We start from the raw sequence: 15,388 nt of genomic DNA, 5'->3' as shown, positions 1-15,388 counted from the left end.
GCTGCGCTGGTTATCAACGGGCTTGCGCCATCAGGCGCTTCTCGCGCGCCGCCCGCCAGCGCGCGACGAGATTCGGAATCAGCACGGAAGACAGCAGGAGCGCGCCGGTCACGATGGTGAGCGTTTCGCTCGATACATCCGCGAGCGTCAGCGCATTGCGCAGCACGCCGATGATGACGAGCGACAGCAGCACGCCGATCATCGAGCCGCGTCCGCCGAAGATGCTCACGCCGCCGAACAGCACCGCCGCGATCACGGACAGCTCGAAGCCTTCGCCGTTGTCGCCGCGCGCGCTCGTGAAGCGCAGCGTATAGACGATGCCCGCGAGCGCGGCCATCGCGCCGGACATCATGAAGAGCTTGAGCTTCGTCTTCGCCACGTCGATGCCCGAGAACTGCGCGGCGGTCGGGTTCGCGCCGATCGCATAGAGGCTGCGGCCGAAGGGCGTCGCTTGCAGCAGCACGGTGAAGATGACCGCGCCCGCGATGACGAGCACGAACGGCATCGGCAGGAACGTGTTGACGACGGTATCGATGCCGAACGCCGTGTACGACGCGGGAAAATCCGCGATGGCCTGATCGCCGAGCAGCACGTACGCCAGCCCGCGAAACAACGCGAGCGTGCCGATGGTGACGGCCAGCGACGGCAAGCCGAAGCGCACGATCACGAGTCCGTTGAGCAGTCCCGCGAGCGTGCCGAACGCCAAAACACTTAGGATGACGAACGGCATCGGCAAGTGCATGTGCCACAGCACGCCCATCAATGCGCTCGACGCGCCAAGCACCGACGCCACCGACAAATCGATCTCCGCCGCGACGATCACGAGCGTCATCGGCAACGCGATCAGCGCGATCTCCGTGAAATCGGCGAGCATGTTCGAGAGATTCGCGGACGAGAGGAACATCGGCGACAGCGCGCGGCCCGCCACGAGCGAGACGACGAGCACGATGACGAGCATCGCTTCCCATTGCAAATGACGACGCCTCGCCGTGGACAAAGCGGAATCGGGCTTAGCCATGATCGCGTTTCCTCATCATGCGGCGCGCGACGGAACGCGCGAGCAAGGTATCGAGCGTGATCGCCGCGACGATCAGCGCGCCTTGAATGGCCTGCTGCCAGAACGGCGACACGCGCAGCACCACCAGCGCGATATTGATGACGCCGAGCACGAGCGCACCGAGCGTCGCGCCCGCGATGGTGCCGACGCCGCCCGTGATCGCGACGCTGCCCACCACCGCCGCCGCGACCACTTGCAGCTCGATGCCTTTGGCCGTGCTGGCATCGACGGTGCCGAAGCGCGCGAGCCACAGCACGCCCGCGAGTCCCGCGATTGCGCCGGACAACAGGAAGCCGATCATCACGCGACGATCCACGCGAATGCCCGCGAGCCGCGCGGCTTCGGGATTCGAGCCGATCGCATAATGCTCGCGCCCGCCGCGATACTGCTTCAAATACACCGACAACGCGATCAGCACGACAAGCGCGATCAACACGAGATTCGGCACGCCGAGCACCGAACCGGTGGCGATGGCGGCGAAGGCATCGGGCAGGCTCGTCGCGTTGATCTGGCCGCCGTGGACCCACGCGTAATCCGCGCCGCGCACGATATAGAGCGTCGATAGCGTGGCGACGAGCGAAGGCACGCGCCCGAACGTGACGAGCGCGCCGTTCACCGCGCCGACGATCAAGCCCATGCCGATGCCCGCGAACATCGCGACGATCACGGGCATGTGCGGAAACATGACGAAGAGGCTGCCGACCGCATACGCGCTCACGCCGACGATCGACGCCACCGAGAGATCGATATGCCGCATCAGCATCACGATCGTCATGCCTGCGGTCAGCAAGCCGATGATCGAGACGTTGAGCAACACGTCGCGCAGATTCTGCAAGTTGAGGAAGTCGGGCTTCACGGCTGCCGTCGCGCCGACGAGCACGAGCAGCACGATGAACAACGTCAGCTCGCGGCTCTTCGCAATGGTGACGGCGAGGCTGTCGCGTTTGGGATGCGCGGTCTGCATCGCGGGCAAGGTCGGGGAATGTCGGGTCATCATGCTGCACGTCCCAACGCTTGAGGCGACGCGCCCAACGCCGCGCTCATCACCCGTTCCTCGTTCGCTTCGGCGCGGGGAATATCCGCGCTGATGCGGCCTTCATGCATCACGAGCACGCGATCCGCCATGCCGAGCACTTCAGGCAGTTCGCTCGATATCATCAACACGGCCATGCCCTCCTTCACGAGTTCGGCCAGCGTGCGATACACCTCCGCTTTCGCGCCCACGTCGATGCCGCGCGTCGGTTCGTCGATGATGAGCACCTTCGGATTCGTCGCGAGCCATTTGCCGAGCACCACCTTCTGCTGATTGCCGCCCGATAGCGTGCCGACGGGCGCATCGAGATCGCTGGCCTTGAGACGAAGGCGCTGGCCCCAGTCGGCGGCAAGCGCGGATTCGCTGCGCGACGAGATAAGGCCGTGCCGCATCAACCGGCCGAGCACGGTCAGCGATGCATTGCGCGCAATCGAAAGCTCCATCGCAAGTCCTTGCGCGCGGCGGTCTTCGGGCACGAGCGCGAGACCCGCGCGCACCGCCGCCGCCGGCTTGCCCAAATCCAGCTTCTTCCCCGCGATGCTCACGTCGCCGCCATCGACCGGATCGATGCCGAAGATCGCACGCGCCACTTCGCTGCGCCCCGCGCCGACGAGTCCCGCGAGCGCGACGATCTCGCCCGCGCGGACATCGAACGAAACGTTTTTGAACACGCCTTCGCGCGTAAGATTGCGCACTGCGAGCCGCACGTCGCCGGGCACGACATCGGCTTTCGGATAGAACGTGTCGAGATCGCGGCCGACCATTTTGCTCACGATCGCATCGATGCTCATGTCGGCGGTCAGCGCGTCATGCACCTTCATGCCGTCGCGCATGATCGTCATGCGTTGCGTGAGCGCGAAGACTTCATCGAGCCGATGCGTGATGAACAGAATCGCGACATCGCGCTCACGCAACGCGCGCACGATGGCAAAGAGCCGCTCGACTTCGGGCAGCGAAAGCGCGGCGGTCGGCTCGTCCATAATGAGCACGTTCGCATCGAGCGACAGCGCCTTGGCGATCTCGACCACTTGCTGATCCGCGATCGACAGCCCGCGCACGAGCCGCTGCGCGCGCAGACTCACGCCGAGCGACGCGAGCAGCGCATCGACTTCGCGATGCATCTCGTCGTAGCGAATGCGGCCCAGGCGGTCGCGCGGCTGCCGGCCCATGTAGATGTTCTCCGCAATCGACAGGTCCGCGAACAGCGTCGGCTCCTGATAGATCACGGCGATGCCCGCATCGCGCGCTTCGGCGGGATTCGCGAAGCGCCGCGCGACGCCATCGACGAGCAGTTCGCCGGCATCGGGCTGATACACGCCCGCGAGCAGCTTCACGAGCGTGGACTTGCCCGCGCCGTTCTCGCCGAGCAGCGCGTGCACTTCGCCAGGAAAGAGTTGAAGGCTGCCGTCGCCGAGCGCGCGCACGCGTCCGAATGCCTTGCTCGCGTGTCTCAGTTCGAGTCGTGGCGTCGTCATCGCGTTCTCCTAGATGCGGTAGATGCGCTCGGCGTTGCGCACGAAGAGCGCGTCCTTTTCGGCGTCGCTTGCATCGGCGACGATGCGCGCATACGCATTCCATATCGCCGTGTAAGAACCGAACAGGCGATCCACCGGAAAGTTCGATGCAAACATCGCGCGATCGCAGCCGAACGTGTCGATGGTTTCGAGCACGTAGGGCCGAAAGCTCTCGATGGTCCAGTCGTGATCGAACATCGCGAGGCCACTGATCTTCACCGCGACGTTCGGGCAAGCAGCGAGCGCACGCATGCCGTCACGCCACGCGCGATACCCCGCGGGCGATGCGCGATCCACGAACATGCCCGCGTGATTCACGATGAACTGCGTGTTCGCATGCTCGCGCGCAAGCGCCGCCGCATCCTGCATCTGCGAGGGATACAACTGAAGATCGAACGACAAGCCGAAGCGTTCGAGCAATCCGAAATGCTTGCGCCACTGCGGCTCGTGCATGTAGTGCCGTCCCACATAGTCGTACAGGGGATCGTCATGCACGTTGAGTATCTGGCGGATGCCGCGCGTGTTCGCGAACGCCGCATGCGCTTCGAGCACTTGCGGCGCGTTGTCCGCCGACAAATCCGCGCCCGCCACGATGCCTTCCGGCATGCCGCGCCCTTCGCCATCGGCGATGCTTTGCAGCCAGCGCGTTTCTTCGACGGGATCGGCGGGATCGTGATTCGCATCGACATGCACGACCTTCAGCACCGCGACGCTGCCGGTATCGCGCAAGAAATCGCTGATCAGATAGTCGTGACGCAAGTCGCGCGCATCGCCCACGAACGATGTCTGCGGATTCGCCAGCCACGGATAGTGATGCGTGGAGAGATCCCACAGATGAATATGCGGATCGACGACCTGCATGATGGTTTCCTCGCGATCGATGCGCGTTCAGGGAAGATGAAACACCGGCAGGAGCGGCGCCGCGACAGGCGCGTGATCCGCGTGCGTCTCCATCAATTCGGCCATGTAGTCCCACCATTTGCGCATGATGGGCAGTTGCGGCAACGCATCCGTGGTGTGCGCGTCCGTGCGCCGGTAGGTCGCGAACAGATGCCCGCTCGCCTCGTCGAGAAATATCCAGTAATCGCGGATGCCCGCGGCGCGCAAGGCATCGGCCAGTTCGGGCCATATCTCGCGATGGCGCCGTTCGTATTCCTCGCGCATGCCCGGCTTGAGGGTCATGCGATATGCCACTGTCTCCATGGCGGCCCGCCTTCTTATGTTTGTGCGCCCTACTGTGCGTGAAGGCGCGTTGTGCTGCGACTATAATTCGCCGACCGATAACACGACAATCCGAAAGCAGGATCGACCGATCGCAAAATTACATCGCGCGCGATCCTGGCCCTCGCGTTGCGTTGCATCATCCGGACAGCCAAATGAATCAGAACGTCTCGCAGGTGGCGCTCGTCAACCGCCTGAAATTCAAGCATCTGGCGCTGCTCGTCGCGCTCGACGACACGCGCAATCTTCATCAGGCCGCCGATACCGTCAACGTCGCGCAGCCGAGCGCGAGCCGCATGCTCGCGGATATCGAAGAAGCGTTCGGCTTTCTGCTCTTCGAACGCAACGCGCGCGGCATGCATCCGACGCCGCTCGGCACCGCCGCGCTCGCTTATGCGCGACGCTCGCTCGCGGACCTCACGCGCTTTGCCGACGATCTCGACAACAAGCGGCGCGGCGGCCACGGCCAGTTGACCGTCGGCGCGATCATGGGCGCCGCGCCCGATGTGCTTGCGATGGCCGTCACCGAACTCAAGTCCGAGCGGCCGCTGCTGAACGTGCGCATTCTCGGTGAAACGAGCGATCAGGTCGTGCAACTGCTGCATCGGCGCGAAGTGGATCTCGCGCTCGGCCGCCTGACCACGCCCCTGCAACACAACGACTTCGACTTCGAACCGCTCGCGCGCGAAGCGATGCGCCTCGTCGTGCGCGCGAAGCATCCGCTGGCCGCGAAAACATCGCTCGCGCTCGACATGCTCGTCGGCTGGCCGTGGATTCTTCAGCCGATCACGAGTCCGGCGCGCGGTCTCTTCGAAGAAGAGCTTGCGCGCGCGGGACTCACGACGCCCGCCGATATCGTGGAATGCGCGTCGATTTTCGCGACCTTGCAACTGCTGCAGAACGCCGACGCCGTCGCCATGCTGCCGGAGTCCGTCGTGCGCGATTACCTGCGCGCGGGCTTGCTCGCCGAATTGCCCATCGAGATCGGCAAGAGCCTGTCGGGCTTCGGCCTCTTGCGACGCAAATCCGAAACGCTGAGCGAGCCGGCCGAGTACTTCATCGCGCTCTTGCGCAAATATTCGGCGGCGTCGCTCGCGCTCACTGCAGGTTGACGAACAGCCCGCCATCGACAAGCAACGACGCGCCCGTCACATAGCGCGCGCGATCCGACGCGAGAAACACGACGCATTGCGCGACATCGTCCGGCGCGCCGAGTCGTCCGAGCGGAATGCGCTTTTCCATGTAGGCGCGCTTGCCGGCGTCGGACAGATCGTCGGCGTTCAAGTCCGTTGCGATGGTGCCGGGCATCACCGAATTGCAGCGGATGCCATACGCTCCGAGCGCGATGGCGCACGACTGCATCAGCGAATGCACGCCCGCCTTCGTCGGCGTGTAATGCGTCTGCATGCCGCCGCCGACGAGCGCGCTGATCGAACTCGTCGCGACAATCGCGCCGCCCGTGCCCTGCGTCTTCATCTGGTTCGCGGCGGCCTGCGTCACATAGAACGCGCCGTTCAGATTCACGGCGACCGTCGTTTCATAGACCGAAAGCGGCATGTCGAGAAACGCGTGGAACGGACAGATGCCCGCATTGCTCGACAGCACGTCCACGCGCCCGAACGCCTCCACTGTGCGCCGCACGAGCTCGATGCCCGTCTCGCGCTCGGCCACGTTGCCTTCGACCGCGATCGCGCGCCGCCCCAGCGCCTCGATTTCGCCGACGATCGATTCCACCGCCGATGCCTTGCCGTACGACTGGTCGTTGTCGCGCCAGTAGTTGATCGCGACGTCCGCGCCTTCGCGCGCGCTGGCAAGCGCAATCGCCCGGCCGATGCCGCGCGAGCCGCCCGTCACGATCACCACCTTGTTTTCGAGCAGCATGTGAGCCTCGTCAATGAGTGTACGGCCGCGTCAATGCGCATTCGGGATTGAGCCGCACCCCGAAGCCCGGCGTCTCCGGCACCTTCATGCGGCCGTTCACCGGCACGGGTTCGTCGAGCAGCAAGGGCGTGAACATCGGCACGACCTGATCGGCTTTCGGGGCCATCATCAGGAATTCGGCGAACGGCGAGTTGTGGCGCGTCACGACGAAGTGATAGCTGTACACCGACGACCCGTGCGGCACGACGAGCACGTTATGCGCGTCCGCGAGCGCGGAAATCTTGATCAGTTCCGTGATGCCGCCGCACCAGCCCACGTCCGGCTGCACGAGATCCGCGCAGCCCATTTCGAAGAGCATGCGAAAACCCCAGCGCGTCGCTTCGTGTTCGCCCGTCGTCACCATCATGCCGCGCGGCACCGAGCGGCGCAGTTCGGCGTAGCCCCAATAGTCGTCGGGCGGAAGCGTTTCTTCGAGCCACTTGAGGCCGTATTCGTGCGCGGCCGTCGCCAGCCGCTTCGCGTAATTGAGATCGAGCGACATCCAGCAATCGAACATCAGCCAGAAATCGTCGCCGACTTTCGCGCGCATGTCAGCCAGCTTCGCGATGTTCTTCGCGAGTCCTTCCTCGCCCTCGGCGGGACCGTGCTGCAGCGGCATTTTTCCGCCGATGAAGCCCATTTCCTTCGCGAGGTCCGGACGCGCGCCGGTCGCGTAGAACTGAAGCTCGTCGCGCACCGGGCCGCCGAGTAGCTGGAACACCGGCTCCTTACGCACCTTTGCGAGCAAATCCCACAACGCGAGATCGACACCCGAGATCGCATTCAGCACGATGCCCTTGCGCCCGTAATAGAGCGTCGCGTTGAACATCTGGTCCCACATCTTTTCGATGTCCGTCACGCGCTGGCCTTCGAGGAATCGCGCGAGATGCTTTTCGACGATGAACGCGCCGATCTCGCCGCCCGTCGTCACCGCGAAGCCGACGGTGCCATCGCTCGCTTCAATCTCGACGACGAGCGAACCGAGCACGTTCAGCCCGAACGACTGCCGGCTCTTCCGATACTCGGGATAACGCGCCATCGGCGTGGCGACGTGATCGTCGATCCAGTGGTCGGCGCCCTGGTCATGATAGTCGGCGCCGCCGCCGCGAACGGTGAAGGCGCGCACGTACTTGATGGTCGGCATGGACATGCTGTGTCTCCTTGTACCTTGGAATCAGGATGCGTTGGCGGCCTCGCCGCCCGGAACCGGATGACGCCCGGGCACGCGCACGAACGCGACGATGACGAGCGCGGCCAGCACGCTCGCCGCGCCGAGCACGGCGAGACCGGCGCTCGTCGAATGGAACGCGGCTTCGGCGGCGGTGCGGGCCATCGGCGCGAAGAATCCGCCGAGTCCGCCGAGCGAATTAATGAGCGCGATGCCGGCGGCGGCAGCGGCGCCCGTGAGATAGCGCGTCGGGAAGGTCCAGAAAAGCGGCTGTGCGGCGATGAATCCGCTGGCGGCGCAACACAGCGCGATCAGCGAAACGATCGGCGCGCCCGCGATGCCCGATACGGCGATCGCCACGCCCGACATCGCGAGCAGCGCGACGGCGCACCCGCGATGCTTCGACGTGCGATCCGCATAACGCGGCACGATCCACGTGACGACGACCGCCGCGATCCACGGCAGCGCGGTCACGAGCCCGACGCGAAAGCCGACTTTGGTGCCGAGCAGCGCCGACACCTGCTGCGGCAGATAAAACACGACGCCATACACGGCGGCCTGGATCAGGAAGTACACGCAGCAGAGCACGAGCACGCGCGGATCGACGAGCGCGGCGAGCACGCTGCGCGGTCCGTGCGACGACGCGGCGCGCGCATCGTCATGCAGGCGCGCGGCGAGCCACGCGCGCTGGTCGGGCGTGAGCCAGCGGGCGCGGGCGGGATCGTCGTCGAGATACCAGAACGCCCACACACCGACGATCGACGCCAGCAGGCCTTCCACGAGAAACAGCCACTGCCAGCCTTTGAGACCGAGCATGCCGTGCAGATCGAGCAGCAACCCGGACAGCGGCGCGCCGAAAATGAACGCGAGCGGCGCGCCGAAGTAGAAGACGCCGAGCGCCCGTGCGCGCGATGCCTGCGGAAACCAGCGCGTCAGGTAATAGACGATGCCGGGAAAGAAGCCCGCCTCCGCCACGCCCAGCAGAAAGCGCAGCAGATAGAACGTGGTCGCGGAATGAGCAAAGGCCATCGCCGCCGACACGATGCCCCACGTGACCATGATGCGGCACATCCACAGCTTCGCGCCCACGCGATGCAGCAGCAGGTTGCTCGGCACTTCGAAGATCGCGTAGCCGACGAAGAACACGCCCGCGCCGAACGCGAACGCAGCGTTCGTGAGCCCGGTGTCCTGTTGCAGCGCCTTCTGCGCAAAGCCGATGTTCGCGCGGTCCAGAAATGCGAGCACGTACATCAGCAGGAGGAACGGCAGCAGACGGCGCATCACGCGCGACGTGACGGCGCCTTCCGCGTGTGCGGAATTTTCCATGTCTCTCTCCGGTGAGACGTGCGGATCAGTAGGTCGCGCGTCCGCCCGACAAGTCGAACACCGCGCCCGTGCTGAACGCGCAGTCCTCGGACGAGAGCCACAGAATGAGCGACGCCGCTTCCTCGGGCATGAGGAAACGGTTCATCGGAATCTTGGAGAGCATGTAGTCGATGTGCTGCTGCGACATCGAATCAAAGATTTCGGTTTTGGCGGCGGCCGGCGTGACCGCGTTGACGAGAATGTTCTTGCCCGCGAGTTCCTTGCCGAGCGACTTGGTGAGCCCGATCAGCCCCGCTTTCGACGCGCTGTAATGCGAGGCGTTCGGATTGCCCTCCTTGCCCGCGATCGACGCGATATTCACGATGCGCCCGTACCCCGACTTCAGCATGTGCGGCACGACCGCGCGGCACGTCAGATACGGGCCGATGAGATTGACATCGATCACGCGCCGCCACACGTCGGGCGCAAGCTCCCATGTCGTGCCGTTGCCGCCGGTGATGCCCGCGTTGTTCACGAGCACGTCGATCTTGCCGTGCGCGGCGAGCGTCTTCTGCACGGCGGCTTCGACGGACGCTTCGTCGGTGAGTTCGACGACCGCGTCGCTGACGATGCGCTCCCGGTGCTTCGACGCGAGTTCATCGCTCGTGCGCTGCAGGCGTTCCGCATCGACGTCCCAGAGCGCGACGTTCGCGCCGGATGCCAACGCACGCTCCGCCACCGCGAGCCCGATGCCCCGCGCGCCGCCGGTGATGACGACGCTGCGCCCTGCCAGATCGATACGGTTCATGCCTTGTCTCCTGATCGTTGTTTTGCATCGGCTTGTGCCGTGACAGGCACTATAGACCGGCGGCAATAGCGTAACAATTCGAAAGGGCAATCGTTCGATAGCGAAAGCGGATCGCGCGAGTTTCAGCGGCGGCGAAGCTTGGGCCGGCGCGGCGATTCCGGCGCGGCTTCCGTGGCCGGTTTGGGCTCGCGGGTGGCGTGCAGAACCTTATCGGCGAACATGGCAAGGGCAAAAATCGCAGCGACGCCGATGGGCAAGAGAAGAAGAAATGCGACGAACATCGAAAAAACTCCCGGATGTGATCGTCGCAGTATAAGACGATAACTTCGGTCAATTAATGCCTAAGTTGGCAATATCGTATTCAAACGTGCGGATCAATTTTTCGAGCTTGTTCGATTGGAACACGGCCCACGGGCGGTCAGGCACGCGCGTTGCTCAAGACGACGCACCGCTGAGTGACAGCGATCAACATTGACCAACTAAAAAAGCATGTTCAAACCGAAAGCCTGCACCGCTACCTGTGTTCTCGACGGAATGCCCGTCACCCTGACCTACTATCCCGACACCACCTTGCTCCGCATCACCAACGCCGCCACCGGCCGATGCGTGCGCGAGACCCGCTGGCCCGCGCCGTGGCGCACGCTGCTCGCGACCTTGCGCGAATTCAGCGGACGCGATACAGAAAGCCAGCTTGCGACGCTGCTCGACGAAATGCCCGAAGAAGCCGCGCTGGCCTGACCTGCCGGCGCACGACGAAATCGATCCACCACGCGAGGACGAACCTCGCTCAACGCTGTAGAAGAAGAGGAAACAATGGCAACTGGCACTGTGAAATGGTTCAACGACACCAAGGGTTTCGGCTTCATCAAGCCGGATGACGGCACGCCCGACGTGTTCGCGCATTTCTCGGAGATTCGTGCGGACGGCTACAAGTCGCTGCAGGAAAATCAAAAGGTGTTGTTCGAAGTGCGTCAGGGCCCGAAGGGTCTGCAAGCCGCGAACATCCAGCCGCAATAAACGATAAAGCCAACGACGAAGCCGTGAGGCCGGCAACGGTTTCACGGCTTTTTTGTCGCTGATGGCCGGTCACACGCGTTCGAGCGCCGGTGCATCGGCGGGGCGCAGCGCCATCCAGTAGATCAGGAAGCGACCCGCGAAAATCCCCGCGACCACACCCGACACCAGCGCGTTGAGCACGACGAAAGTCGAATCGATGCCGACCGGTCCGCTCGTCGCAAGCTCGAAGCCGATCCAGAACTTCGACGCGAACGTCACCAGAATCAGCGCGAGCGGCACGATCGAGCCCGGCAGCGTGACCGTGCGCGCCGCGCGATCCACGCTCAGCCCGCTCGTCTTCGCCTGCACCACGCCGACGCCGATCCCGAGCAGCCCGCCCACGAACCACATCAGCGCGCTTTCCACGCCGGCAGCCGGTCCCGTGACGATATGCAGCAAGCCCCAGCCGGCGAATACCGCCGGCACGATGGCCAGTGTCGAAAGCGGCGCGGTGCCGCCTTTCATCGCCTTCAGGCCGCGCGAAACGAGGACGGCCAACAGCACCCACACGTATACCGGCGTGCCCGACAAAATCGCTGCGAAAGACATGTTCGTTCTCCAGAGATGATGCGTTGAATAAGGTTCACCGGCTTCTGACTTCGTCCCGCCGATCAATCTTTACGTTGGAAAGATTTTGACTTTCTCGCGCGGCTGCGTCAACATAAATTTACATTGTAAAGATTGATCGACCGGCGCATTCCCATTCCTATGCAGAACACCACCGTTGCCCGCAAGCGCGGCCGTCCATCGACGAAGACGACCGCGCCGCACGCTTACCATCACGGTTCTTTACCCGATGCGCTCCTCGCCGCCGCAGAAGCCGTCCTCCGGCGCGATGGCCTTCGCGGTCTCACGCTGCGCGCGATCGCGCGGGAAGCGGGCGTCTCGCACACGGCGCCTCAGCATCATTTCGGCGATACGGCCGGCGTGCTCAGCGAACTCGCCGCAAGCGGACATCGCCGGCTCGCGCACGCGATGGCGAAGCGCGCGGCGGCAGCCGGCAGTGGCGCGGAGCGTCAACGCGCGATCGCGCATGGCTATATCGATTTCGCTGTCGAGAATCCCGATCTCTTTCGGCTCATGTCGCGCAACGAATTGCTCGATACGAACCGGCCGTCGCTCGTCGAAGCGCGGCGGATGTCGGCGGGCGGACTGGCGGGCGTCTTCGATGATGCGTCGTCCGAACGACCCGCCGAGGGCACCAGCGCGTTCGGCAAGATGGACGCCGCGCGAGCGGTGAAGATGGCGTCCGCGTGGGGACACGTGCACGGACTGGCGTCGCTGCTGGTCGATCAACGGCTGAACGGCCTCGCGGCTGCGGCAGGCGCTTTCGCGACGCCGCGCGAACTCGTCGATGCCGTGATCGACGGTTTCTGAACCGCGATAGTGCGCGACAGCGAACGCCATTCCCGGTCATCGGCGCGTAATATCGGTGCAACGACCGTTTCGTTTTTTCGAGCAGTTCGCGCAGACGTTTACAATCAGCGTTTACTGCGTATCGGCCGCGTGCGCGCGATGCGCCCCGGCGCCATGCCGCGCCGCCACTTACAGCACCCGCCTGGCAGTATGGTCACTGAAACGTCTTCCTCGGAATCGCTCGCCGTCGCCGAACGCGTGCGCGAGCTCATGAGCCGTCACGGCATCGGCAAGCGGCAGCAAACCGCCGAACTGTGCCGCATTCTCGATCTCAGCTTTTCGCAGGGGCATCGCAAGCTGCGCGGCAACAGTCCGTGGACGATCGCGCAGATTCGCCGCGTCGCCGATGCTTTCGACGAGCCCGCGCTCAAGCTCTTCGACGCCATCGACACGCGCCCCGACGACACCGAAGGCATACCGCACGACGCGGTGCTGAAACTCGGATCGGTCGAGATTCCGTGCACCGCGTGGATCGGCAATTCGCTCGACGCCGGCACGCGGCCGGATTTCATCGCGCAGAAACTGAACGCCCGCTGGGTCGTCACGCGACACGAAGGCGTGCTGTTGCAGGAAGGCTGCGATGTCCACAAGATCGAGATCCTGCCGCGCCGCACGGATACCGAAAAGCCGATCATCGCGGTCGTCGACGACGATCACGCTTCCGCCGACAATCTGCACGATTATCTGGAAATGACCGGCTTCACGGCGATGGCGTTCTACGGCCTCGACGCGTTCCTCGACGCGCTGCAGTCGCAAGTGTTCGATGCCGTGGTCATCGACTGGCTGTTCGGCACCCACACGTCCGCGGGCGCGATTCAGGCCGTGCGCGAATCGGACAATCCGGATGCGCCGGTCTTCGTGCTCACGGGCGAACTGACCACGGGCAAGGCGAGCGAGTCCGAGATCAGCCAGATTATTCGCGACTACAACGTCACCTGTTTCGAAAAGCCCGCGCGGCTCGGCATTCTGGTCGCGGATCTGTCGAAACGGCTGTTGCGCGCCTGATCACCTTGGCGCGAGCGCTCAAGCCGCCCGCCGCCGCGCCGTGGCCGCGCGATGCACGGCGGCTTTCAGCACTTCGTAGCGCACCGGCTTCAGCAGGTAGTCGAAGAAAAACACCGATGCGCTCGGGTCCACCAGTTCCGGCACATACGCGCTCACCGCGATGATCGGCACGCTCGCGCCCGGCGCGGTGCGCGCGCGATATTCGCTCGCGAACGAATAGCCGTCCTTGCCCGGCATGTGGAGATCGGCGAGGATCACGTCGGCGTCGTAGGCGCGCAGCCACGCGAGCGCGCTGTCCACGTCCGGCACCGCGATCGCCCAGTAGCCGAGATGCGTCAGCATTTCCGTCAGCGACTCGCGGATCGCTTCGTGATCGTCGATCACGAGCACGCGGGACTTGCCCGCGCCGGGCGCATCGGCGTCGTCGGGGCCGGCCTCGGGAATGCGCTCCACCGATGTCACCGGCAGGCTCACGCGAAACGCCGCGCCTTCGCCCACTTCGCTCGCCACTTCGATGTTCCCGCCGAGCAGATCGACAAGCCCGCGCACGACCGCGAGGCCCATCCCGGCGCCGTCGAAACGACGCGTGCTGGACGAATCGAGCTGCGTGAACTCCTGGAAAATCAGCGGCAGCTTTTCGCGCGCGATGCCCGGCCCCGTGTCCGTCACCGTGATGTCGAGGCGCTTGTCCGAGCGCGCGAAATGCACTTCGATGGAGCCGGCGTCCGTGTACTTGATGGCGTTGGTGACGAGGTTCGTCACGATCTGCCGCACGCGATGCGGGTCCGACTCCAACGGCCCGCGCTTGCCGTCATACCCGCCGCGCAGATGCAGCCCCTTCGCGGTCGCGGCGGGCGCGTTGGCATCGACGATCGAATCGAGCAGCTCCACCGGATCGAACACCGTCACGCGCAGTTCGAGCTTGCCCGCGCCGAGCCGCGCGTAATCGGTCAGATCGCGCATTTGCGCTTCGAGATGCCGCGCGCCGGTTTCGAGCCGCTGAATGATCTTGCGGTCCGCCTCGCCGCGCAGATTCAGCCCGAGCAGTTCGATGGACGAAACGATGGCGTGCAGCGGCGTGCGCAACTCGTGGCTGATCATGCCGAGAAACGTGTCTTTCGCGACACCCGCTTCGCGCGCCGCCCGCGTCGCCTGATGCTCGGCGGCGAGCGCGGCGCGTTGCTGCTCGATGAGCCGCGCGCGGCGATAGCCGTTGAGCAAAAGCAGCGAGGTCGCCGCCGCCGAAAGCATGCCGAGCAGCACGCCGCTATAGATCAGATAGCGGCGCTTCGCCTCGAAATCGCCGACGATCGCCTCGTGCTCGGCGGCATCCATGAGCCGGCGGCCGCTCGCCAGTTCCGCGACGGCGGGCGCGTTCTGCCGCAGAACGCCGATGATGCGCAACGTGCGCTGCCGGTCGCCTCTCAGCCTTTCCACATCGAGCTGGATGGAACCGAGCGCCGTGCGCAGTTGCCGCACGATCTCCGCCTGACGATTGCTCAGCGCTTCGTGTTCTTCGGGCATGCGCGCCGAATTCGATGCGTCGTCTAGCCGCGCGCGCAGCCGCGCGTAGCTGGAGCGCACGGCTTCGGCGTCTTCGTCGATGCCATTGCGCAAGAGCAGCACCTGCGTCTCGAAACGCTCGTACGCGATCTGGAACTGCGCGGCGTTCCAGTACTGCCCTTGGTAGGGCGCGACCGCGCGATGCGTCTCGCGCGCGACCAGCCCCGAGTACAGCATGTAGCCGACCACGCCGAACGGCGGCGCAACCGCGAGCACGAACATCACCGCGTACCACAGGCGGCGAAGCAGCGGGCGCGCACTGGGCGCGCGAAACAGAGAGTCGTTGCGCGTAATGGCCATGTTCGTTCGATACCCGACGCGC

At 64.7% G+C, this 15,388-nt stretch carries 17 protein-coding genes; 5 read left to right on the top strand and 12 right to left on the bottom strand.

Going from position 1 to position 15,388, the window contains the following annotated elements; genetic code table 11:
* Positions 1-13: 13 nt before the first annotated feature.
* Genes AWB72_RS10715 through AWB72_RS10695 form a run of 5 tightly spaced genes read right to left on the bottom strand, consistent with a single transcriptional unit; the run spans position 14 to position 4,807 of the window.
* The gene (locus AWB72_RS10715; protein ID WP_040052172.1) at positions 14-1,018 is read right to left on the bottom strand and encodes an ABC transporter permease; all 1,005 of its coding nucleotides are present in this window, start codon (positions 1,016-1,018) and stop codon (positions 14-16) included.
* Positions 1,011-2,051 carry an ABC transporter permease gene (locus AWB72_RS10710; protein WP_040052346.1) on the bottom strand — a complete coding sequence of 347 codons (1,041 nt, stop codon included), beginning with the start codon at positions 2,049-2,051 and terminating at the stop codon, positions 1,011-1,013. The genes AWB72_RS10715 and AWB72_RS10710 overlap by 8 nt, the downstream gene beginning before the upstream one ends.
* Positions 2,051-3,565, bottom strand: a complete 1,515-nt coding sequence (locus AWB72_RS10705) for a sugar ABC transporter ATP-binding protein (protein ID WP_040052171.1) — start codon at positions 3,563-3,565, stop codon at positions 2,051-2,053. Before AWB72_RS10705 ends, AWB72_RS10710 begins: the two co-directional genes overlap by 1 nt.
* Before the next feature lie 9 nt (positions 3,566-3,574).
* Positions 3,575-4,465, bottom strand: coding sequence for an amidohydrolase family protein (locus AWB72_RS10700; protein WP_040052170.1), 891 nt, complete (start codon positions 4,463-4,465; stop codon positions 3,575-3,577).
* Between the two features lie 27 nt (positions 4,466-4,492).
* Positions 4,493-4,807 carry an L-rhamnose mutarotase gene (locus tag AWB72_RS10695; protein ID WP_040052169.1) on the bottom strand — a complete coding sequence of 105 codons (315 nt, stop codon included), beginning with the start codon at positions 4,805-4,807 and terminating at the stop codon, positions 4,493-4,495.
* Positions 4,808-4,980: 173 nt separating this feature from the next.
* Between AWB72_RS10695 and AWB72_RS10690 the strand changes: the two genes are divergently transcribed.
* Positions 4,981-5,937, top strand: a complete 957-nt coding sequence (locus AWB72_RS10690) for a LysR family transcriptional regulator (protein ID WP_040052168.1) — start codon at positions 4,981-4,983, stop codon at positions 5,935-5,937.
* On the opposite strand, the gene lra1 is transcribed toward AWB72_RS10690, so the two are convergent.
* The 5 genes from lra1 to AWB72_RS28865 form a co-directional block, all read right to left on the bottom strand.
* Positions 5,924-6,706: an L-rhamnose 1-dehydrogenase Lra1 gene (lra1, locus tag AWB72_RS10685; RefSeq protein ID WP_040052167.1), complete on the bottom strand. Its 783-nt coding sequence runs from the start codon at positions 6,704-6,706 to the stop codon at positions 5,924-5,926. The genes AWB72_RS10690 and lra1 overlap by 14 nt on opposite strands.
* A gap of 10 nt (positions 6,707-6,716) precedes the next feature.
* Positions 6,717-7,895 carry an L-rhamnonate dehydratase gene (rhmD, locus tag AWB72_RS10680; protein WP_040052166.1) on the bottom strand — a complete coding sequence of 393 codons (1,179 nt, stop codon included), beginning with the start codon at positions 7,893-7,895 and terminating at the stop codon, positions 6,717-6,719.
* A gap of 24 nt (positions 7,896-7,919) precedes the next feature.
* Positions 7,920-9,239, bottom strand: a complete 1,320-nt coding sequence (locus AWB72_RS10675) for an MFS transporter (RefSeq protein WP_040052165.1) — start codon at positions 9,237-9,239, stop codon at positions 7,920-7,922.
* A 25-nt stretch (positions 9,240-9,264) separates the two neighbouring features.
* A complete protein-coding gene (locus AWB72_RS10670; RefSeq protein ID WP_040052164.1) occupies positions 9,265-10,026 on the bottom strand; it encodes an SDR family oxidoreductase in 762 nt (253 codons plus the stop codon).
* 122 nt (positions 10,027-10,148) lie between these two features.
* Positions 10,149-10,307 carry a hypothetical protein gene (locus tag AWB72_RS28865; protein ID WP_159459356.1) on the bottom strand — a complete coding sequence of 53 codons (159 nt, stop codon included), beginning with the start codon at positions 10,305-10,307 and terminating at the stop codon, positions 10,149-10,151.
* 208 nt (positions 10,308-10,515) lie between these two features.
* On the opposite strand from AWB72_RS28865, the gene AWB72_RS10665 reads away from it, so the two are divergent.
* Both AWB72_RS10665 and AWB72_RS10660 read left to right on the top strand, forming a co-directional pair.
* Entirely contained in the window at positions 10,516-10,764 is a 249-nt protein-coding gene (locus tag AWB72_RS10665) for a hypothetical protein (RefSeq protein WP_040052163.1), read from the top strand.
* A gap of 75 nt (positions 10,765-10,839) precedes the next feature.
* Entirely contained in the window at positions 10,840-11,043 is a 204-nt protein-coding gene (locus tag AWB72_RS10660) for a cold-shock protein (protein ID WP_040052162.1), read from the top strand.
* Positions 11,044-11,112: 69 nt separating this feature from the next.
* On the opposite strand, the gene AWB72_RS10655 is transcribed toward AWB72_RS10660, so the two are convergent.
* Complete coding sequence (locus tag AWB72_RS10655) at positions 11,113-11,631, bottom strand: DUF6622 family protein (protein ID WP_040052161.1); 519 nt, start codon at positions 11,629-11,631, stop codon at positions 11,113-11,115.
* A gap of 159 nt (positions 11,632-11,790) precedes the next feature.
* Between AWB72_RS10655 and AWB72_RS10650 the strand changes: the two genes are divergently transcribed.
* A complete protein-coding gene (locus AWB72_RS10650) occupies positions 11,791-12,459 on the top strand; it encodes a TetR/AcrR family transcriptional regulator (protein ID WP_040052160.1) in 669 nt (222 codons plus the stop codon).
* Between the two features lie 189 nt (positions 12,460-12,648).
* Positions 12,649-13,503, top strand: coding sequence for a helix-turn-helix domain-containing protein (locus tag AWB72_RS10645; RefSeq protein WP_040052159.1), 855 nt, complete (start codon positions 12,649-12,651; stop codon positions 13,501-13,503).
* Positions 13,504-13,521: 18 nt separating this feature from the next.
* Here the strand turns inward: AWB72_RS10645 and AWB72_RS10640 are convergent, their stop codons facing one another.
* Positions 13,522-15,366, bottom strand: a complete 1,845-nt coding sequence (locus AWB72_RS10640) for an ATP-binding response regulator (RefSeq protein WP_040052158.1) — start codon at positions 15,364-15,366, stop codon at positions 13,522-13,524.
* Positions 15,367-15,388: the final 22 nt, after the last annotated feature.

It is taken from the genome of Caballeronia concitans (assembly GCF_001544615.1).
Classification (GTDB): Bacteria; Pseudomonadota; Gammaproteobacteria; order Burkholderiales; family Burkholderiaceae; genus Caballeronia; species Caballeronia concitans.
Note: the sequence above shows the minus strand (reverse complement) of the source record. Positions and strands in the feature narration are given on the sequence as shown.

Coding starts and splice junctions, on each gene's coding strand:
- AWB72_RS10660 (WP_040052162.1), top strand. CDS start 10,840: ATGGCAACTGGCACTGTGAAATGGTTCAACGACACCAAGGGTTTCGGC.
- AWB72_RS10690 (WP_040052168.1), top strand. CDS start 4,981: ATGAATCAGAACGTCTCGCAGGTGGCGCTCGTCAACCGCCTGAAATTC.
- AWB72_RS10645 (WP_040052159.1), top strand. CDS start 12,649: ATGGTCACTGAAACGTCTTCCTCGGAATCGCTCGCCGTCGCCGAACGC.
- rhmD (WP_040052166.1), bottom strand. CDS start 7,895: ATGTCCATGCCGACCATCAAGTACGTGCGCGCCTTCACCGTTCGCGGC.
- AWB72_RS28865 (WP_159459356.1), bottom strand. CDS start 10,307: ATGTTCGTCGCATTTCTTCTTCTCTTGCCCATCGGCGTCGCTGCGATT.
- AWB72_RS10665 (WP_040052163.1), top strand. CDS start 10,516: ATGTTCAAACCGAAAGCCTGCACCGCTACCTGTGTTCTCGACGGAATG.
- AWB72_RS10640 (WP_040052158.1), bottom strand. CDS start 15,366: ATGGCCATTACGCGCAACGACTCTCTGTTTCGCGCGCCCAGTGCGCGC.
- AWB72_RS10675 (WP_040052165.1), bottom strand. CDS start 9,239: ATGGAAAATTCCGCACACGCGGAAGGCGCCGTCACGTCGCGCGTGATG.
- lra1 (WP_040052167.1), bottom strand. CDS start 6,706: ATGCTGCTCGAAAACAAGGTGGTGATCGTGACGGGCGGCTCGCGCGGC.
- AWB72_RS10710 (WP_040052346.1), bottom strand. CDS start 2,051: ATGACCCGACATTCCCCGACCTTGCCCGCGATGCAGACCGCGCATCCC.
- AWB72_RS10650 (WP_040052160.1), top strand. CDS start 11,791: ATGCAGAACACCACCGTTGCCCGCAAGCGCGGCCGTCCATCGACGAAG.
- AWB72_RS10705 (WP_040052171.1), bottom strand. CDS start 3,565: ATGACGACGCCACGACTCGAACTGAGACACGCGAGCAAGGCATTCGGA.
- AWB72_RS10670 (WP_040052164.1), bottom strand. CDS start 10,026: ATGAACCGTATCGATCTGGCAGGGCGCAGCGTCGTCATCACCGGCGGC.
- AWB72_RS10655 (WP_040052161.1), bottom strand. CDS start 11,631: ATGTCTTTCGCAGCGATTTTGTCGGGCACGCCGGTATACGTGTGGGTG.
- AWB72_RS10715 (WP_040052172.1), bottom strand. CDS start 1,018: ATGGCTAAGCCCGATTCCGCTTTGTCCACGGCGAGGCGTCGTCATTTG.
- AWB72_RS10700 (WP_040052170.1), bottom strand. CDS start 4,465: ATGCAGGTCGTCGATCCGCATATTCATCTGTGGGATCTCTCCACGCAT.
- AWB72_RS10695 (WP_040052169.1), bottom strand. CDS start 4,807: ATGGAGACAGTGGCATATCGCATGACCCTCAAGCCGGGCATGCGCGAG.